This is a genomic window from Streptomyces graminofaciens, assembly GCF_030294945.1.
Taxonomy (GTDB): domain Bacteria; phylum Actinomycetota; class Actinomycetes; order Streptomycetales; family Streptomycetaceae; genus Streptomyces; species Streptomyces graminofaciens.
Genome location: NZ_AP018448.1, coordinates 10,245,144 through 10,261,574 on the forward strand (window position 1 = coordinate 10,245,144; position 16,431 = coordinate 10,261,574).

The following is a 16,431-nucleotide window of genomic DNA, read 5'->3' on the forward strand; positions in this document are numbered from 1 at the left end:
GTGGGCTGGACCCTTGGCCCACACGTACGTGCAGCGAGTGCCGTATGTTCAACGGGGGTAAAGAACCGTTTCGCGAAAGTGCTGTTCCGCTTCCGGCGGAGGATGCGGGACGACTTCCGGCGGAGGATGTCAGACAGCGGAGGGCGGCAACGGCAGCGGCAGCCCGGGGAGTCCGTCCAGGCTCGTCGCGATGTGTTCCTTCTTGGCGAAGTACGCGCCGAGCGACTCGTCGTCCTCCCGCGCGAAGCGCCGGGCGTGCAGGTCCCGGTCCTCGTCGTACGTCATGTACGGCACCGAGTAGCCGCAGCTGTCCCGGACGGTGTCGGCGTGGACGACGATGATCGCGCGCAGGCCGTGCAGGGACGGGTCGATGTCCGGGAAGCGGGTGAGGAGTTCGCCGAAGCGCGTGTCGTCGCGGAATATCGCCTCGCCCCGGCCGTGCACACGCACGATGTTGGGCGGTCCCTGGAAGGCACACCACATGAGGGTGATCCTGCCGTTCTCCCGCAGATGCGCGACGGTCTCCGCGGTGGAACCGGCGAAGTCCAGGTAGGCGACGGTCCGTTCGTCGAGAATCGCGAAGGAGCCCTTGAGGCCCTTGGGGGAGAGGTTGACCGTGCCGTCGGCGGCGAGGGGCGCGGAGGCGGTGAAGAAGATCGGCTGCGCCTCGATGAACGTACGCAGGCGACCGTCGATGCGCTCGTAAGTCTTTCCCATGTCTAACGATTATCGACGGAAGTGCTTTGCCTGTCTAAGGAATTGTCAGGTCCGTGTTCACCAATGGGGAATTCCGGGTGGATCACCATCGCTGGGATCCACCCGGAATCAGGTCTTCCATGGCCGCCCCGGCCGGCGCGCGGGGCGGCCGGGACCCCTGTCGCTCAGGAGGAGCGCAGGAGGTCACGCCTGGCCGGTGATTACTGGTTCAGCTGGCAGGGGGCGAGCTGCTCCAGGCCCTCGGGCTTGGCGGCGGCGCGACCGATCGCGGTCTCGATGCGGTTCAGCGTCGCGATGCGCTTGTCCTCCAGCGGGCCGAGGATGGCGTTCTGGACGAAGTTGGGGCCGCCCTGGCCGACGGTGTCGATCAGGCGCTGGTTGGCTTCCTGGATCTGCGTGTCGAGCAGCTGCAGGTTGCGGGTGACCTCGGCCTGGGCGGAGGCGGGGATCTCCGGCAGGCTGCCCTCGACCTCGGGGCAGGTGATGGTGCCCGCGGCCCCGGCGTTGTCGGCGTCCTCGGCGCCCTCGCCCGCGTTCCCGGCCTCCTCGCCGGCACCGGCTTCCTCGCCCGCGCCCGCCTCTTCACCGGCGCCCGCTTCCTGACCGGCGCCCGCCTCCTCGCCCGCGCCCGCTTCCTGACCGGCACCGGCCTCTTCGCCCGCGCCCGCGTCACCGTTCTGGTTCAGCTGGCAGGGGGCGAGCTGCTCCAGGCCCTCGGGCTTGGCGGCGGTACGGCCGATCGCGGTCTCGATGCGGTTCAGCACCGCGATGCGCTTGTCCTCCAGCGGGCCGAGGATGGCGTTCTGGACGAAGTTGGGGCCGCCCTGGCCGACGGTGTCGATCAGGCGCTGGTTGGCTTCCTGGATCTGCGTGTCGAGCAGCTGCAGGTTGCGGGTGACCTCGGCCTGGGCGGAGGCGGGGATCTCCGGGAGGCTGCCCTCGACGGCGGGGCAGGTGATCGTGCCGGGAGAGGCCGCGGCACCGGCGTTCTGACCGTTGTTGTTGTTGCTCTCTCCGGCGAGGGCGGAACCAGCGATGACCGCTCCGGACAGCACGACCGCGGCGGCGCCGCCGATGATGCCTACGCGACGCTTGTTGTACTTCGGAAGAGCCCTGGACATGCGGATGCCTCACTCGGGTCGGGGAGTTCGTCGTTTACAAAACGCGGCGCCTGCGTTCGGGGAGAGGTACGAGCAAGCGGTTTCGTTTGTTCAAGCCTCTTCCAAAGCTTTCTCGCGCTCTCTCAAATTGACGATTCATGCAGAGTGCTGCATACTCATGCATGACAGTGAAGGGGCGGCGTCGAGGAGGAACCCGTGGCTGAGCGCGTGGTACTCGCCTACTCGGGCGGTCTGGACACCTCCGTGGCCATCGGCTGGATCGCCGAGGAAACCGGCGCCGAGGTCATCGCCGTGGCGGTCGACGTCGGCCAGGGCGGCGAGGATCTGGACGTCATCCGCAAGCGTGCCCTCGCGTGCGGCGCGGTCGAGGCCGAGGTCGCCGACGCCAGGGACGAGTTCGCCGACGAGTACTGCCTCCCGGCGATCAAGGCCAACGCCCTCTACATGGACCGCTACCCGCTGGTCTCCGCGCTCTCCCGCCCGACGATCGTCAAGCACCTCGTCGCCGCCGCCCGGAAGCACGGCGCCACGACGGTCGCCCACGGCTGCACGGGCAAGGGCAATGACCAGGTCCGCTTCGAGGCCGGCATCGCCGCCCTCGCCCCCGGCCTCACCTGCATCGCCCCGGTCCGCGACTACGCGATGACCCGCGACAGGGCCATCGCCTTCTGCGAGGCGAAGCGCCTCCCGATCGCGACCACCAGGAAGTCCCCGTACTCCATCGACCAGAACGTCTTCGGACGCGCCGTCGAGACGGGCTTCCTGGAGGACATCTGGAACGGCCCGATCGAGGACGTCTACGAGTACACCCGGAACCCGGCCGTTCAGCGTGACCCCGACGAGGTGATCATCACCTTCGCGCGGGGCGTCCCGGTCGCGATCGACGGCAGGCCCGTCACCGTCCTCCAGGCGATCCAGGAGCTGAACGAGCGCGCCGGCGCCCAGGGCGTCGGCCGGATCGACATGGTCGAGGACCGCCTCGTCGGCATCAAGTCCCGCGAGGTGTACGAGGCCCCGGGCGCGATCGCGCTGATCACGGCCCACCAGGAGCTGGAGAACGTCACGGTCGAGCGTGAACTCGCCCGCTACAAGCGCCAGGTCGAACAGCGCTGGGGCGAACTGGTCTACGACGGCCAGTGGTTCTCCCCGCTCAAGCGCGCCCTCGACGGCTTCATCGACGAGGCCAACGAACACGTCTCCGGCGACATCCGCATGACGCTGCACGGCGGCCGCGCGGTCGTCACCGGCCGCCGCTCGCAGTCGTCGCTGTACGACTTCGACCTCGCCACGTACGACACGGGCGACACGTTCGACCAGACCGCGGCCAAGGGCTTCATCGACATCTACAGCCTGTCGTCGAAGATCGCGGCCAAGCGGGACCTCGCGTAAGCAGTAGCGTGAGTACCGCCTCCTCGCTCTCGGGGTGGGGAGGCGGCGGCACATCCGTATCTCTCTAGGAGCAACGCAAGTGAGCAGCAACAGCGGTGACGTACGGCTCTGGGGCGCCCGTTTCGCCGACGGTCCCGCCGAGGCCCTGGCGAAGCTGTCCGCGTCCGTCCACTTCGACTGGCGGCTGGCGCCCTACGACATCGCGGGCTCCCGCGCCCACGCGCGCGTGCTGCACAAGGCGGGCCTGCTCACGGACGACGAGCTGACGCGGATGATCGCCGGCCTCGACCAGCTCGAGGCGGACGTCGCCGACGGCTCCTTCGCGGGCACCATCGCCGACGAGGACGTGCACACCGCCCTCGAGCGCGGCCTCCTGGAGCGCCTCGGCCCGGACCTCGGCGGCAAGCTGCGGGCCGGCCGCTCCCGCAACGACCAGGTGGCGACGCTCTTCCGCATGTACCTGCGCGACCACGCCCGGACGGTCGGCGGTCTGATCGCCGAGCTCCAGGACGCGCTGATCGGCCTGGCGGAGGCCCACCCGGACGTGGCGATGCCCGGCCGCACCCACCTCCAGCACGCCCAGCCGGTCCTCTTCGCCCACCACGTCCTCGCGCATGTGCAGTCCCTGTCCCGGGACGCGGAGCGCCTGCGCCAGTGGGACGAGCGCACGGCGGTCTCGCCGTACGGCTCGGGTGCCCTGGCGGGCAGCAGCCTCGGCCTGGACCCGGAGTCGGTGGCCAAGGACCTCGGCTTCGAACACGGCAGCTCGGCGAACTCCATCGACGGCACGGCCTCCCGTGACTTCGTGGCGGAGTTCGCCTTCATCACCGCGATGATCGGCGTGAACCTCTCCCGGATCGCCGAGGAGGTCATCATCTGGAACACGAAGGAGTTCTCCTTCGTGACCCTGCACGACGCGTTCTCCACGGGCTCGTCGATCATGCCGCAGAAGAAGAACCCGGACATCGCGGAGCTGGCGCGTGGAAAGTCCGGCCGTCTGATCGGCAACCTGACGGGCCTGATGGCCACGCTGAAGGCCCTGCCCCTCGCCTACAACCGTGACCTCCAGGAGGACAAGGAGCCGGTCTTCGACTCCATCGACCAGTTGGAGATCCTGCTCCCCGCCTTCACCGGCATGATGGCGACCCTCACGGTCCACCGCGAGCGCATGGAGGAACTGGCCCCCGCCGGCTTCTCCCTCGCCACCGACATCGCCGAGTGGCTGGTCAAGCAGGGCGTCCCGTTCCGCGTGGCGCACGAGGTCGCCGGCGAGTGCGTCAAGGCCGCCGAGGCCGAGAACAAGGAACTGAACGACCTGACGGACGACCAGTTCGCCAAGATCTCCACCCACCTCACCCCCGAGGTCCGCACGGTCCTCAACGTCCCGGGCGCCCTTGCCTCCCGCAACGGCCGCGGAGGCACGGCCCCCAGCGCGGTGGCGATCCAACTGGCGGAGATCAAGACGAACGTGGCGGCCCAGCACGAGTGGGCGACGGCGAAGCAGAAGTAGGCAAGGGGGCTGCGCGCCCTAAGGGGCGCGGGGAACTGCGCGACAAGCCACATCGCACGCGCACCCGCCACCCCAACCGCACCCGCCACCCCAGCCGCCCCCCGAGCTCGGAGGCGCAGGGGGCGAAGGGGGGTCGAAGGGGGCACAGCCCCTGGAGGATGGGACGGGTAGGGGCGGCGGGGGCGAAAAACACCCCGAGCCCACCCACGCAGCAAGCCACCCCCCAAAGGTCATCGCGGGTTAGGTTTGGTCGAAGCCGTACCGGACCCGACCAAACGGAGCCCGCGATGCCCTTCACCCGACTGGCCACAGCGACAACCCCCACCTGCCACATCGGACTGGGCCTCGCCGCAGTCGGCCGCCCCGGCTACATCAACCTCGGCCGAGACCACGACCTCGGAGAGGACCGCAGTGTCGAGGCGCTGCACACCCGCACCCACGAACTCCTTGACGCCGCCTACGCCCAAGGCGTCCGCTACTTCGACGCGGCCCGCTCATACGGCCGCTCGGAGGAGTTCCTGGCCGATTGGCTGAAGGCCCGCCCCGACATCGACGACATCGTCGTCGGCAGCAAATGGGGCTACATCTACACCGCCGACTGGACCACCGACGCCGAGAAGCACGAGGTCAAGGACCACAGCGTCCAGACGTACGAACGGCAGCGCGCCGAAAGCACCGAATTGCTCGGCGCCCGCCTCGACCTCTACCAGATCCACTCGGTGACCCCGGACAGCCCGGCCCTCACCGACAAGGAACTCCACGCCAAGCTGGCGGAGGCCGCCGCCCAGGGCACCACCATCGGCTTCTCGACCAGCGGCCCGGCCCAGGCGGAGGCCGTCCGCGCCGCCCTCGCCGTGACCGTCGACGGCGAGCCCCTCTTCCGTACCGTCCAGTCGACGTACAACGCGCTGGAGACCTCCGCCGCGCCCGCCCTCGCCGAGGCGCACGACGCCGGGCTCACGGTGATCGTCAAGGAGGGCATGGCGAACGGCCGCCTCGCGGACCCGTACGCCCCGGCCGCGCTGAAGACGGTCGCCGCGGAGACGGGCCTCGGTTGCGACGCGGTCGCCCTCGCGCTCGTGCTGCGCCAGCCGTGGGCCGGTGTCGTCCTCTCCGGCGCCGCCACCACCAACCACCTCGCCTCCAACCTGCACGCGGCGGTCGTCGACCTCGACGAGGACCAGCTGACAAGGCTCTCGGGGCTCGTCGAGGAACCGCGGACGTACTGGGAGAAGCGCGGTCAGCTCCCCTGGCACTGAGCAGAACCCTGAGGAAGTCCCCGCATGAGACGTTCATGCCCGTGATGAGACATCAGTGTCTCAGATGGTCTATGGTTGTCTCATGGCCGTCGACCGTGACCACGTACTGCGCAGCGCCGCAGCCCTCCTGACCCGCAAATCCACGTCCACCATGGACGAGGTCGCCAAGGCGGCCGGGATCAGCCGGGCCACGCTGCACCGCCACTTCGCCGGGCGTGACGCGCTCGTCCGGGCGCTGGAGGCGCTCGGTATCGAGGAGTGCGAGTCCGCCCTCGACGCGGCGCGTCTGGAGGAGGGACCGGCGAGCGACGCCGTACGGCGGCTCGTCCGGGAGCTCGAACCCGCGGCCGGACTGCTCGCGTTCCTCTACGGCGAGTACCAGCTCTTCGAGGGCGAGAGCCAGAACGAGGGCTGGTCCCGCATCGACGCGCGCATCGCGGCGCTGTTCCGACGCGGCCAGGAGAGCGGCGAGTTCCGCATCGACCTCACCCCCGCCTGGCTCACCGAGGCGGTGTACGGCCTCATCGCCTCCGCCGCCTGGGCCGTGCTCGACGGCCGGGTGGCGGCCAAGGACTTCCAGTTCATGATCGTCGAGCTGTTGCTCGGCGGCGCACTACGGAGAGAGGAAGCATGACCAGCACCCTGCAGCCGGAGACCACGACCGAGGCGGTGACCAAGCGCCCGGGCCGTTGGCTCGCGCTCTCCGTCCTCGTGCTCGCCGTGCTGCTGGTGGCCGTCGACGCGACCGTCCTCGGTCTCGCGACGCCCTACATCAGCGAGGACCTGAACCCCTCGGGCACCCAGCTCCTGTGGATCGGCGACGTGTACTCGTTCGTCATCGCGGGCCTGCTCGTCTCGGCCGGCAGCCTCGGCGACCGCGTCGGCCGAAAGAAGCTGCTGCTGATCGGCGCCACCGCGTTCGGCGCGATATCCGTGCTCAACGCCTACGCGACGACACCGGAGCTGTTGATCGTCGCCCGGGCGCTGCTCGGTGTCGCGGGCGCGACCCTGATGCCCGCCACGCTCGCACTGATCCGCAACCTCTTCCTCGACCCGCGCGAGCGCAGCCTCGCCATCGGCATCTGGGGCGCCACGGCCTCCGCCGGTACGGCGGTCGGCCCGGTCGTCGGTGGCTTCCTTCTGGAGCACTTCTGGTGGGGGTCGGTCTTCCTGATCAACCTGCCGGTGATGATCGTCCTCGTCGTCGTCGGCATCAGGCTGCTGCCCGAGTCGCGCCACCCGGCCCCCGGCCCCTGGGACGTGCCCAGCGTCGGCCTGTCCCTCGTCGGCATGATCGGCGTGGTCTACGCGGTGAAGGAGACGGCCTCCCACGGCCTGGACGGCAACGCGCTCGCCGCGGGCCTGCTCGGTGTCGCGGCACTCGTCTGCTTCGTCCGCCGCCAGCTCTCCCTGCCCCACCCGCTGTTGGACATGCGGCTGTTCCGCAACCGCGGCTTCTCGGGGGCGGTGCTCGCCGACCTGCTGACCATCCTCGGACTGGCCGGCCTGATCTTCTTCCTCTCGCAGTTTCTGCAGCTCGTACAGGGCAGGCAGCCGTTGGAGGCGGGTCTCGCCGAACTGCCCGCCGCCATCGGCGCGGTGGTCGCCGGTCTGGTCGCCGGAGCCGCCGCCCGCCGGTTCTCCGTACGGTCGGTCGTCGCGGGCGGCCTGGCAGCCATCGGCCTGGCGCTCGGCGCGCTCACCCTGCTCGACGGATCCACGGCCTATCCGCTGATCGGCGCCGCCCTGCTGGTCGTCGGCGTCGGCGCGGGCTTCTCGTTCACCGTCACCGCCGATGTGATCCTCTCCAGCGTGCCCAGGGACCAGGCGGGCGCGGCCTCGGCCGTGTCCGAGACGGCGTACGAACTGGGCGCGGCCCTCGGCATCGCGATCCTCGGCTCCATCGTGACCGGTGTCTACCGGGGCTTCGCGGCCCCGGCGGGGACCCCCGAGGGGGCGCACGAGTCGCTGGGCGGCGCGGTGGAGGCGGCGGCAGGCCTGCCGACCGCCGAGGCGGAGCAACTGCTGTCGTCGGCCCGGGAGTCCTTCGTCGACGGCATCACCGTCGCGGCGGGCGCGGGAGCCGTGGTGCTGTTGGCCACGGCGGTGGCGGCGTGGTTCATGTTGCGAGGCCAACGCCTGGAGAGCCGCGTCTGAGGGACTCGGCTCCGCAACCGGGGAAGAACTCCAGGAGGTCTAGAAGGACAACGGCAGCACGGAGGACATCGGCAGCACGAAGGAGGCCACCATGTCCGACGGCCACTACTCCGGATACGGCGGCCCGGACCCCCACCGGGTCCACCCCGGCCCCGTCGAACCCCAGGACCGGACGTTCGTCACGGGCGCCCCGCCCCCACCGTCCTTCGGCCCGCCCCAGCCGTACGGCTACGGCCATCCGTACGCCACCCCCTCCCAGCCACAACCGCAGCCGTTTTTCCAGCCCCAGCCCAACCCGCAGCCCCAGCCGCCCCGCCCGCCGGCCCGCCGACCGAGCCCGATCGTCGCCGCCGTACTGGCCGCAGTGCTCGCGGGCGGCGGGGCGGGCTTCGCGGCCGGACGACTGGGCGACGCCACGGCATCCACACCCGCCACGGCCGCCGGGCCGAATGTCACGGGCCTGGAGGAAGTCGCCGCACGCGTGCTGCCCAGCGTGGTGTCCGTGGAGACGGCGACCGGTCAGGGCTCGGGGTTCGTCTTCGACGAGCAGGGCCGCATCCTCACCAACGCCCACGTGGTGTCGGGCAGTTCACGGGTCACGATAGAGCTGCAGGACGGCCGTGAGATGCGCGCGGAGGTGCTGGGCGCGGACCCGGCCCACGACGTCGCCGTACTCGAACCCCAGACGGGCCGCGGCCTCGAACCGGCCGAACTGGCCACCGGCGCCGCCCCCGAGGTCGGGGACACGGTCCTCGCGATCGGCTCGCCGCTGGGCCTGACGGGCACGGTCACCGCGGGCATCGTCAGCGCACTCGACCGCTCGGTCACCCTCGGCGACGACGGCACCGACAAACGCGCCCTGCAGACGGATGCCTCGATCAACCCGGGCAACTCCGGCGGCCCGCTGGTGGACGCGGAGGGCCGAGTCATCGGCATCAACACGGCCATAGCCACGATGGACCAGGAGCGGGGCGGCTCGATCGGCATAGGCTTCGCGATCCCCGTGAAGGACGCGGTGACCGCGGCACGGGAGATCATCGAGGGTACCTAGACACATCCAGAGAAGGGCACCTCGTGCTCCCCGCAGACCGCATCCGGACTCTTCTGAGAGAGTCCGACGACCCCCACCACCTGGAACGCCCCCAGAACTTCGACCTGCACATCGCGGCCCACCGCTTCGCCCACCTCACCCGGGCATCACGGGACCGCTTCGGCCCGACCTGCACAAGCGGCCTGCGCCAGGACGCCAGCGACTACGGCGAGATCACGATCCCCGCGGCCGCCACGGGCCTCGGCCACCCCTTGTGGATCGACCTGAGCAACTTCGGCGGCTTCGTCACGGCAGGAACAGCCGACTGGGCGGGGCCGGACCCCACGGCGGGCCTGACGGAGGAGTTCGTGACCTGGCTCGACGGCGTCTGCACAGCGGCAGGATGCACGTTCGTCCCCCTCGAGCTGCTCCTGGAACCGTACGACGGCCCGTCAGCCCTGGAGGACGACGAGGCCTTCGCCGCACTGGTGGCACAGTTCGTGGACGTCAGCGAGGAGGACGAGACGGACGAGCGCCGACTACCTCTGGCGTGGGCCGACCGCTACTTCCAGTGGATGTAGGAGGACGGAGGCCCGCCCCCGGCAAACCACCCGCAGGCACCCGGCAAAACCAGCGGAGCTAGGCCGCTTCCTTGGCCTTCGACGCGTACATGTCCACATACTCCTGCCCCGACAACCGCATCACCTCGGCCATCACCGAGTCGGTCACCGCCCGCAGCACATACCGGTCCCGGTCCATCCCCTCGTACCGGGAGAACTCCATCGCCTCACCGAACCGCACCGTGACCCGCCCGGGCCGGGGCAACCCCGCGCCTCCCGGCTGAAGCTTGTCCGTGCCGATCATCGCGAACGGCACGACGGGCGCCCCGGTCATCAGCGTCAGCCGGGCGATACCCGTACGCCCCCGGTACAGACGGCCGTCGGGCGACCGTGTCCCCTCCGGGTAGATGCCGAACACCTTGCCCTCGTCGAGGATGCGCCGCCCGGTCATCAGCGCGGCGACTCCGCCCCGCCCGCCGTCGCGGTCGACGGGGATCATGCCGACGCCGGTGAAGAACCAGGCCATCAGACGGCCCTTCAACCCCTTGCCGGTGACGTACTCGTCCTTGCCGATGAAGAGGACCTGACGGTCGCAGACCAGCGGCAGGACCATCGAGTCGATGAAGGTCAGGTGGTTGCCGGCGAGGATCACCGGTCCGTCCCCCGGGATGTGCTCCGCACCCTCCACCCGGGGGCGGAACATCAGGCGCATGATCGGTCCGAGCACTGCCTTGATGAGCGCGAAGCGGGACAACGGGCCCTCCCATGTCAAGGGTTCCGGTATTGAGTCTGTGCAGGTGAGGACGATACTCCCGGCAAAGTGGGTCGCGCACATCGGGTTCACGGACTCGATACGCGTTGTTGACCCGCGTTTACCTGCGGTGGCGCCGGGATGGCCGCCCGTCATCCGCCCGGAACAAACGGAACAATGTGATGTAGATCGCGTCCTTCATATCCGATCTCACCCGGCACGCGCACGTCGTTCTCCCGACACTCCGTCAATTCACGCCTCCGGTGCGACATCCAGCGTCATCCGCGTGTTCGGTCGCAGGTCTCCCGTAGGTCATCTCGCGCCACCTACGATCGTCCCGCTTGACAGGTGCAGGGCACGGTCGGTGCCCGCTGGTGAGGAGCCGTCATGGGGACGCAGGAGGCGCGGGACATGCAGGGAACGCGGGAGGCGCAGGAGGCGTACGACGACGAGCAGGGGCGCGGGGCGGGCCGCCGGGCGCTGCTCGGGGCCGCGGTGCTCGGGGCGGGCGGAGCGGTCCTCGGGCTGCCGGGCGCGGCGAGAGCGGACGAGCGGACGGCCGCGCGCCACTCGGGCGGCGGCTACCGGAGCCTGCCGGTGCCGACGATCATCGGCCACCGCGGGGCCAGCGGCTACCGCCCGGAGCACACGCTCGGCTCGTACCAGCTCGCCCTGGACCTGGGCGCGCACGTCATAGAGCAGGACCTCGTGCCCACCAAGGACGGCCACCTCGTCTGCCGTCACGAGAACGAGATCGGCGGCACGACCGATGTCTCCGCGCACGCGGAGTTCGCCGACCGCAAGGTCACGAAGGTCGTCGACGGCGTGTCGATCACCGGCTGGTTCACCGAGGACTTCACGCTCGCCGAGCTGAAGACCCTGCGCGCCAAGGAGCGCATCCCCGGCACCCGTCAGAGGAACACCCTCTACGACGGCCGCTGGGAGATCCCCACCTTCGAGGAGGTGCTCCGCTGGGCCGACAAGGAGGGCAGGAAGCGCGGCAAGCAGGTCTGGCTGCACATCGAGACCAAGCACCCTACCTACTTCCGCAAGCTCGGCCTGGGCCTTGAGGAGCCGCTCGCCAAGCTGCTGCGCAAGTACGGCCGACACAAGAAGAACTCGCCCGTCTTCCTGCAGTCCTTCGAGCCGAGCAGCATCCAGCGCCTGGACCGCCTGGTGGACAGCCCCGGCGTCGTCCTGCTCTCCGGGGCCGCCACCCGCCCCTACGACTTCGTGGAGGCGGGCGACCCGCGCACGGTCGCCGACCTGATCAAGCCCGAGGGCCTGGCCTGGATCGCCTCGTTCGCACAGGGCATCGGCCCCACGCTGGACCTGATCATTCCGCGCGACGCGAGCGGCAACCTCACCACGCCGACCACGCTCGTCGCCGACGCGCACGCCGAGGACCTGATCCTGCACCCCTACACGATGCGCAACGAGAACAGCTTCCTGCCCGCGAACTTCCGCAAGGGCACCGACGCCAATGCCTACGGCGACGCCTTCGGCGCGTTCAAGGTGTACTTCGAGACCGGCATCGACGGCATCTTCACCGACAACGCGGACACGGGCCTGCTCGCCCACGCGGACTTCGTGAACCGCTGAGCCACGTCAACACCTGAGTCCTCCGCACCCCGTTCGGGGTGTCTCCCGTCCGCCCCGGCAACCCCTGCCGGGGCGGCGGCGTCACGGGGCATATGACACACGAGATGCTCGCCACCCTCCGCCCGCTGCTCGTCGCGGAGGTCTCGGCGGAGGCGTACGCGGCCGGCGCGGAGGCGGGCGACCTGGAACAGGCGGTCTGGCTGCGTCTGCTGGAGCGGCTCGACACGGACGGTCCACCCGTCGACCCCGAGGGCTGGCTGCGCAGTGCCGTCCGCTTCGAGGCCCGCCTCAGCCGCCGCAAGGCCAGGGTCGAACAGCCGTATGGCGCCGAGCCCGCCACCGACCCCGCCTCCGGTCCCGAACAGCAGGCGCTCACCGCGGCCCACCGCCGTGCCCTGCACACCGCCGTCCGCAGACTGCCCGGCCGATGCCCGCGCCTGCTCGCGGCGCTGCTCTCGCCCCAGGACCTCACCTACCGCGAGATCGCAGGCGAGTTGGGTATCTCACAGGGAAGCCTGGGTCCGGAACGTTCCAGATGCCTGGGATGTCTGCGGCGATTGCTGGGCACGGAGGTTGCGGCACGCGAACCGCGGGGATAGGAGTGAAGGACCAGCAGGTGAGCAGGTGAGCGGGAGGCGTGCACACATGGGCATGAGCGTGACCATCTCGGTGGCGACCGAGCAGGACGCCGAGCAGATTTTCAGGCTGCAGTACCTGTGTTTCCAGAGCGAGGCGGCACTGTACGGCAACTACCGCATCGATCCGCTCGTCCAGAGCCTCGACTCCGTCCGCGCGGAGGTCGCCGCGGACTGTGTGTTCGTGGCCCGGCTGGGCGACGAAGTGGTCGGCTCGGTCCGCGGCGCCCTTGCCGACGACGGCACCGCCGCCATCGGCAAACTCTGCGTCCACCCGCGCCTCCAGGGCCACGGCATCGGCGCGAGGCTGCTCCGCGCGGCCGAGTCGGCCCTGGCGGAGGAGCGCGGCGCCACGAAGTTCCGCCTCAGCGCCGGTCACCGCAGCGAGGGCAACCTCCGGTTGTACCGCCGAGTGGGGTACGAGGCGGTGGGCACCAGCCAGGGCGAGGACGGCGTACCGATGATCGTCCTGGAGAAGCCGGCGGAGGCGTACGCGGCAACTGCGTAACGGGGGTCAGGGGAGCGCCCCTTCCGATGTGCGGGGCTGTGTCGATGTTCGGCTCCGCCGCGTGGGCGCGACCAGCCACGACGAACCCGCGGCCGCCTGACGAACTCAGGCGGCATCCCCTTGCCGCACACCCTTCCGCAGCCAGTACATCGCGGTGATCGGCAGCAGTACGGGAATGAACAGGTATCCCATCCCGTAGTCGGACCAGACCGTCGCGTCCGGGAAGGCGGACGGCTCGACCAGCGTCCAGGTCCCGACGACCAGTACACCCGCCAGCTCTGCTGCGCAGCAGAGCCGCGCCGCCCTGCGGGCCGTCTCCCCGCCCCGCACCAGTGAGTACGTGATGAACCCGTACACGAGGCCGGCCAGCGCGGAGAGCGAGTAGGCGAGCGGCGCGTGGTCGAACTCGGTCGAGATCTGCACGATCGACCGTGACACGGCCCCCACGACCATCACGCCGTACAGCCACACCAGCAGCATCCCCGGCCCGCTGATCAGTCGCGTCGGCTTCTCCTCGGCAACGGCCATGTCAGCCTCCCCAGATGTCGTAGAGCCGTACCTGGAGCACGGCCAGCACCACACCGCCGGCCGCGACGGTCACACTGCCCCAGCGCGTACGTTCCGCCAGCGACATGAACCCCGCCACCGGGATGCACACGAGCGCCCCGAGCAGATACGACACGAAGATCGTCGTGCCCTGCTCGGCTTCCTCCCCGCGCGCCAGCTGCACGATCCCGACCACCAACTGGACGAGGGCCAGCACCGACACCACGGCCATGCCGATGAAGTGCCAGTCCTTGGTCGGCTGATCGCGGTACGCGGCCCAGCCGCACCACGCGGCGAGCAGGAGGGCGGCGACGGCGGTCGCCGCCGTCAGGGCAACAAGCATGCCGCGACCCTATTACGGCCCAAAACTCCGCCGCGCCCGGCCCCGGGCCATCAAACCCCCAGGCCGCGAAGCGTGGCCTTGGCCACACAACCGGATGCCCAGATAGTGGACAGCAGCCCATCCCACCTGCGTGTTTGTCTCGCCGAGCTGTCCGTCATGCGGACAGGCCTTCTGGGCCCCGGCCATACCTCTGCTTTACTGATCTCATGACCACGACGAGCTGCCGCACCCTTGCGACCGAGGCGACCCTGACGCCCGGTGCTCGTTGTATGTGTCGAATGTGCGCCTTCTAGAGGGCCCCCGCACCACCCCCTGAGCCTCGCGCCCCGAAGCGAGACGCCCCGGCATGTCCGTACGCCATCGCGCGACGCGGACCGAGCCGCCCCGCGCACAAGTTCTCCCCCGGTTCCATCGCCACCGCGAGAACCGTGTCGCGTCCCTGACCACTCGCACCCGTGCGCCCGGGCACACCCACGCCCGCGCACTCGACAGTGACGGAAACTCACGTGATCACCACCACGGGCCTCACCAAGGTCTACCGCTCACGCGGCCGTGAGGTCACCGCCCTCGACGGCGTCGACCTGCACGTCCGCGAAGGCGAGGTGTACGGCGTCATCGGCCAGTCCGGCGCCGGCAAGTCCTCCCTCATCCGCTGCGTCAATCTGCTCGAGCGACCCACCGCCGGCACGGTCACCGTCGACGGACAGGACCTCACCGCGCTCGCCGGACGGGGCCCCCGTGCGGGCAAGGAACTCCGCCGGGCCCGCAGCCGTATCGGCATGGTCTTCCAGCACTTCAACCTGCTGTCCACGCGAACCGTCCAGGACAACGTCGAACTGCCGCTGGAGATCCTCGGCAAGTCGGGCGCCGAGCGCTCCCGCAAGGCTCTGGAACTGCTCGACCTCGTAGGCCTCGCCGACAAGGCCAAGGCCTACCCGGCCCAGCTCTCCGGCGGCCAGAAGCAGCGCGTCGGCATCGCCCGCGCCCTCGCCGGCGACCCGAAGGTGCTGCTCTCCGACGAGGCCACCAGCGCCCTCGACCCGGAGACCACCCGCTCGATCCTGACGCTGCTGCGCGATCTCAACCGGCAGCTGGGCCTGACCGTCCTGCTCATCACGCACGAGATGGACGTCGTCAAGTACATCTGCGACTCGGCCGCCCTCATGGAGCAGGGGCGCGTCGTCGAGTCCGGCACGGTCGGCGAGTTGCTCGGGACCCCCGGCTCCGAACTGGCCGCCGCTCTCTTCCCGGTCGGCGGCGAGGCCATCGGCGAGGACCGCACGGTCGTCGACGTCACCTTCCACGGAGAGGCCGCCACCCAGCCCGTCATCTCCCAGCTGTCGCGCACCTACAACGTCGACATCTCCATCCTCGGCGCCGCCATCGACACCGTCGGCGGCCTCCAGGTGGGCCGGATGCGCATCGAACTGCCCGGCCGCTACGAGGACAACGTCGTACCGATCGGCTTCCTGCGTGAAAAGGGCCTGCGGATCGACGTCGTCGGTGAGTCTCAGCTGGTGAAGGACGGTGCCAAGTGACCTGGTCCGAGATGCGGCCCCTGCTGGAGCAGGCGTGTTGGGACACCCTCCACATGGTCGGCTGGTCCACACTCATCGCGGTCGTCGGCGGACTCCCGCTCGGCATCCTCCTCGTCCTCACCGACAAGGGCGGCCTGCTGCAGAGCCTCGGCGCCAACAAGGTCATCGGGCAGATCGTGAACATCGCCCGCTCGATGCCGTTCATCATCCTGATGGTCGCGCTGATGGACTTCACGCGCACGATCACCGGGACGACCATCGGCCGCGAGGCCGCGATCGTGCCGCTAGCCATCGGCGCGATCCCCTTCTTCGCACGCCTGGTCGAGACGGCTGTCCGCGAAGTGGACGGCGGACTCGTCGAGGCCGTGCAGTCGATGGGCGGCAACACCTGGACGATCGTCCGCAAGGTCCTCGTCCCCGAGGCCCTGCCCTCGCTGATCGCCAGCACCACGACCACGGTCGTCGCGCTCATCGGCTACTCGGCCATGGCGGGCACGGTCGGCGCCGGCGGCCTCGGCGACATCGCCATCCGCTACGGGTACCAGCGCTTCGAGACCGACCTCATGTGGATCACCGTCGCGATCCTCGCCGTCGTCATCTCGGTCATCCAGTTCGCCGGCGACTACGCGGCCCGCTCCCTGCACCGCCGTGGCGGTAAGGCGGGCCCGGCCCCGAAGCTGCGGCTGCTCAAGGCGTCCACGGCGACGAGCAAGACCGTCTGACACACCCCTGATCTCCCCTTGATCTCCCCGCACACCCAAGCCG

The 16,431-nt window shown here is 70.0% G+C and carries 17 protein-coding genes; 12 read left to right on the plus strand and 5 right to left on the minus strand.

What is annotated here, in order from left to right; translation table 11 throughout:
* Nucleotides 1-129: 129 nt before the first annotated feature.
* Nucleotides 130-717, minus strand: a complete 588-nt coding sequence (locus SGFS_RS45105) for a pyridoxamine 5'-phosphate oxidase family protein (RefSeq protein WP_286258307.1) — start codon at nt 715-717, stop codon at nt 130-132.
* A 200-nt stretch (nt 718-917) separates the two neighbouring features.
* A complete protein-coding gene (locus tag SGFS_RS45110) occupies nt 918-1,838 on the minus strand; it encodes a hypothetical protein (RefSeq protein ID WP_286258308.1) in 921 nt (306 codons plus the stop codon).
* A 195-nt stretch (nt 1,839-2,033) separates the two neighbouring features.
* On the opposite strand from SGFS_RS45110, the gene SGFS_RS45115 reads away from it, so the two are divergent.
* The 7 genes from SGFS_RS45115 (at nt 2,034) to SGFS_RS45145 (ending at nt 9,764) form a co-directional block, all read left to right on the plus strand.
* Nucleotides 2,034-3,227, plus strand: coding sequence for an argininosuccinate synthase (locus tag SGFS_RS45115; RefSeq protein WP_286258309.1), 1,194 nt, complete (start codon nt 2,034-2,036; stop codon nt 3,225-3,227).
* A gap of 79 nt (nt 3,228-3,306) precedes the next feature.
* Complete coding sequence (gene argH / locus SGFS_RS45120) at nt 3,307-4,737, plus strand: argininosuccinate lyase (RefSeq protein ID WP_286258310.1); 1,431 nt, start codon at nt 3,307-3,309, stop codon at nt 4,735-4,737.
* 287 nt (nt 4,738-5,024) lie between these two features.
* Nucleotides 5,025-5,996, plus strand: a complete 972-nt coding sequence (locus SGFS_RS45125) for an aldo/keto reductase (RefSeq protein ID WP_286258311.1) — start codon at nt 5,025-5,027, stop codon at nt 5,994-5,996.
* Between the two features lie 82 nt (nt 5,997-6,078).
* Nucleotides 6,079-6,630 carry a TetR/AcrR family transcriptional regulator gene (locus tag SGFS_RS45130; protein WP_286258313.1) on the plus strand — a complete coding sequence of 184 codons (552 nt, stop codon included), beginning with the start codon at nt 6,079-6,081 and terminating at the stop codon, nt 6,628-6,630.
* On the plus strand, nt 6,627-8,153 hold the full coding sequence (locus SGFS_RS45135; RefSeq protein ID WP_286258315.1) for an MFS transporter: 1,527 nt from the start codon (nt 6,627-6,629) through the stop codon (nt 8,151-8,153). Before SGFS_RS45130 ends, SGFS_RS45135 begins: the two co-directional genes overlap by 4 nt.
* 91 nt (nt 8,154-8,244) lie before the next feature.
* Nucleotides 8,245-9,204 carry a S1C family serine protease gene (locus tag SGFS_RS45140; RefSeq protein WP_286258317.1) on the plus strand — a complete coding sequence of 320 codons (960 nt, stop codon included), beginning with the start codon at nt 8,245-8,247 and terminating at the stop codon, nt 9,202-9,204.
* 23 nt (nt 9,205-9,227) lie between these two features.
* Nucleotides 9,228-9,764 carry a hypothetical protein gene (locus tag SGFS_RS45145; protein ID WP_286258318.1) on the plus strand — a complete coding sequence of 179 codons (537 nt, stop codon included), beginning with the start codon at nt 9,228-9,230 and terminating at the stop codon, nt 9,762-9,764.
* A gap of 58 nt (nt 9,765-9,822) precedes the next feature.
* Here the strand turns inward: SGFS_RS45145 and SGFS_RS45150 are convergent, their stop codons facing one another.
* On the minus strand, nt 9,823-10,497 hold the full coding sequence (locus tag SGFS_RS45150) for a lysophospholipid acyltransferase family protein (RefSeq protein ID WP_350284057.1): 675 nt from the start codon (nt 10,495-10,497) through the stop codon (nt 9,823-9,825).
* A 408-nt stretch (nt 10,498-10,905) separates the two neighbouring features.
* Here SGFS_RS45150 and SGFS_RS45155 point away from each other — a divergent pair, with 408 nt between their 5' ends.
* The 3 genes from SGFS_RS45155 (at nt 10,906) to SGFS_RS45165 (ending at nt 13,239) form a co-directional block, all read left to right on the plus strand.
* The gene (locus SGFS_RS45155) at nt 10,906-12,096 is read left to right on the plus strand and encodes a glycerophosphodiester phosphodiesterase (RefSeq protein WP_286260375.1); all 1,191 of its coding nucleotides are present in this window, start codon (nt 10,906-10,908) and stop codon (nt 12,094-12,096) included.
* Nucleotides 12,097-12,188: 92 nt separating this feature from the next.
* Complete coding sequence (locus tag SGFS_RS45160; protein ID WP_286258319.1) at nt 12,189-12,695, plus strand: RNA polymerase sigma factor; 507 nt, start codon at nt 12,189-12,191, stop codon at nt 12,693-12,695.
* Between the two features lie 46 nt (nt 12,696-12,741).
* The gene (locus SGFS_RS45165) at nt 12,742-13,239 is read left to right on the plus strand and encodes a GNAT family N-acetyltransferase (protein ID WP_286258320.1); all 498 of its coding nucleotides are present in this window, start codon (nt 12,742-12,744) and stop codon (nt 13,237-13,239) included.
* Between the two features lie 105 nt (nt 13,240-13,344).
* Here the strand turns inward: SGFS_RS45165 and SGFS_RS45170 are convergent, their stop codons facing one another.
* A complete protein-coding gene (locus tag SGFS_RS45170) occupies nt 13,345-13,767 on the minus strand; it encodes a hypothetical protein (RefSeq protein WP_286258321.1) in 423 nt (140 codons plus the stop codon).
* A 1-nt stretch (nt 13,768) separates the two neighbouring features.
* Nucleotides 13,769-14,128 carry a hypothetical protein gene (locus SGFS_RS45175; RefSeq protein ID WP_286258322.1) on the minus strand — a complete coding sequence of 120 codons (360 nt, stop codon included), beginning with the start codon at nt 14,126-14,128 and terminating at the stop codon, nt 13,769-13,771.
* A 506-nt stretch (nt 14,129-14,634) separates the two neighbouring features.
* On the opposite strand from SGFS_RS45175, the gene SGFS_RS45180 reads away from it, so the two are divergent.
* Both SGFS_RS45180 and SGFS_RS45185 read left to right on the plus strand, forming a co-directional pair.
* Nucleotides 14,635-15,666 carry a methionine ABC transporter ATP-binding protein gene (locus tag SGFS_RS45180; RefSeq protein ID WP_286258324.1) on the plus strand — a complete coding sequence of 344 codons (1,032 nt, stop codon included), beginning with the start codon at nt 14,635-14,637 and terminating at the stop codon, nt 15,664-15,666.
* On the plus strand, nt 15,663-16,388 hold the full coding sequence (locus SGFS_RS45185; RefSeq protein ID WP_286258325.1) for a methionine ABC transporter permease: 726 nt from the start codon (nt 15,663-15,665) through the stop codon (nt 16,386-16,388). Before SGFS_RS45180 ends, SGFS_RS45185 begins: the two co-directional genes overlap by 4 nt.
* Nucleotides 16,389-16,431: the final 43 nt, after the last annotated feature.

Excerpts from the sequence above, each read along its gene's own strand:
- SGFS_RS45105 (WP_286258307.1), bottom strand. The coding sequence starts at position 717 with ATGGGAAAGACTTACGAGCGCATCGACGGTCGCCTGCGTACGTTCATC.
- SGFS_RS45110 (WP_286258308.1), bottom strand. The coding sequence starts at position 1,838 with ATGTCCAGGGCTCTTCCGAAGTACAACAAGCGTCGCGTAGGCATCATC.
- SGFS_RS45125 (WP_286258311.1), top strand. The coding sequence starts at position 5,025 with ATGCCCTTCACCCGACTGGCCACAGCGACAACCCCCACCTGCCACATC.
- SGFS_RS45130 (WP_286258313.1), top strand. The coding sequence starts at position 6,079 with ATGGCCGTCGACCGTGACCACGTACTGCGCAGCGCCGCAGCCCTCCTG.
- SGFS_RS45135 (WP_286258315.1), top strand. The coding sequence starts at position 6,627 with ATGACCAGCACCCTGCAGCCGGAGACCACGACCGAGGCGGTGACCAAG.
- SGFS_RS45140 (WP_286258317.1), top strand. The coding sequence starts at position 8,245 with ATGTCCGACGGCCACTACTCCGGATACGGCGGCCCGGACCCCCACCGG.
- SGFS_RS45155 (WP_286260375.1), top strand. The coding sequence starts at position 10,906 with ATGCAGGGAACGCGGGAGGCGCAGGAGGCGTACGACGACGAGCAGGGG.
- SGFS_RS45160 (WP_286258319.1), top strand. The coding sequence starts at position 12,189 with ATGACACACGAGATGCTCGCCACCCTCCGCCCGCTGCTCGTCGCGGAG.
- SGFS_RS45165 (WP_286258320.1), top strand. The coding sequence starts at position 12,742 with ATGGGCATGAGCGTGACCATCTCGGTGGCGACCGAGCAGGACGCCGAG.
- SGFS_RS45170 (WP_286258321.1), bottom strand. The coding sequence starts at position 13,767 with ATGGCCGTTGCCGAGGAGAAGCCGACGCGACTGATCAGCGGGCCGGGG.
- SGFS_RS45175 (WP_286258322.1), bottom strand. The coding sequence starts at position 14,128 with ATGCTTGTTGCCCTGACGGCGGCGACCGCCGTCGCCGCCCTCCTGCTC.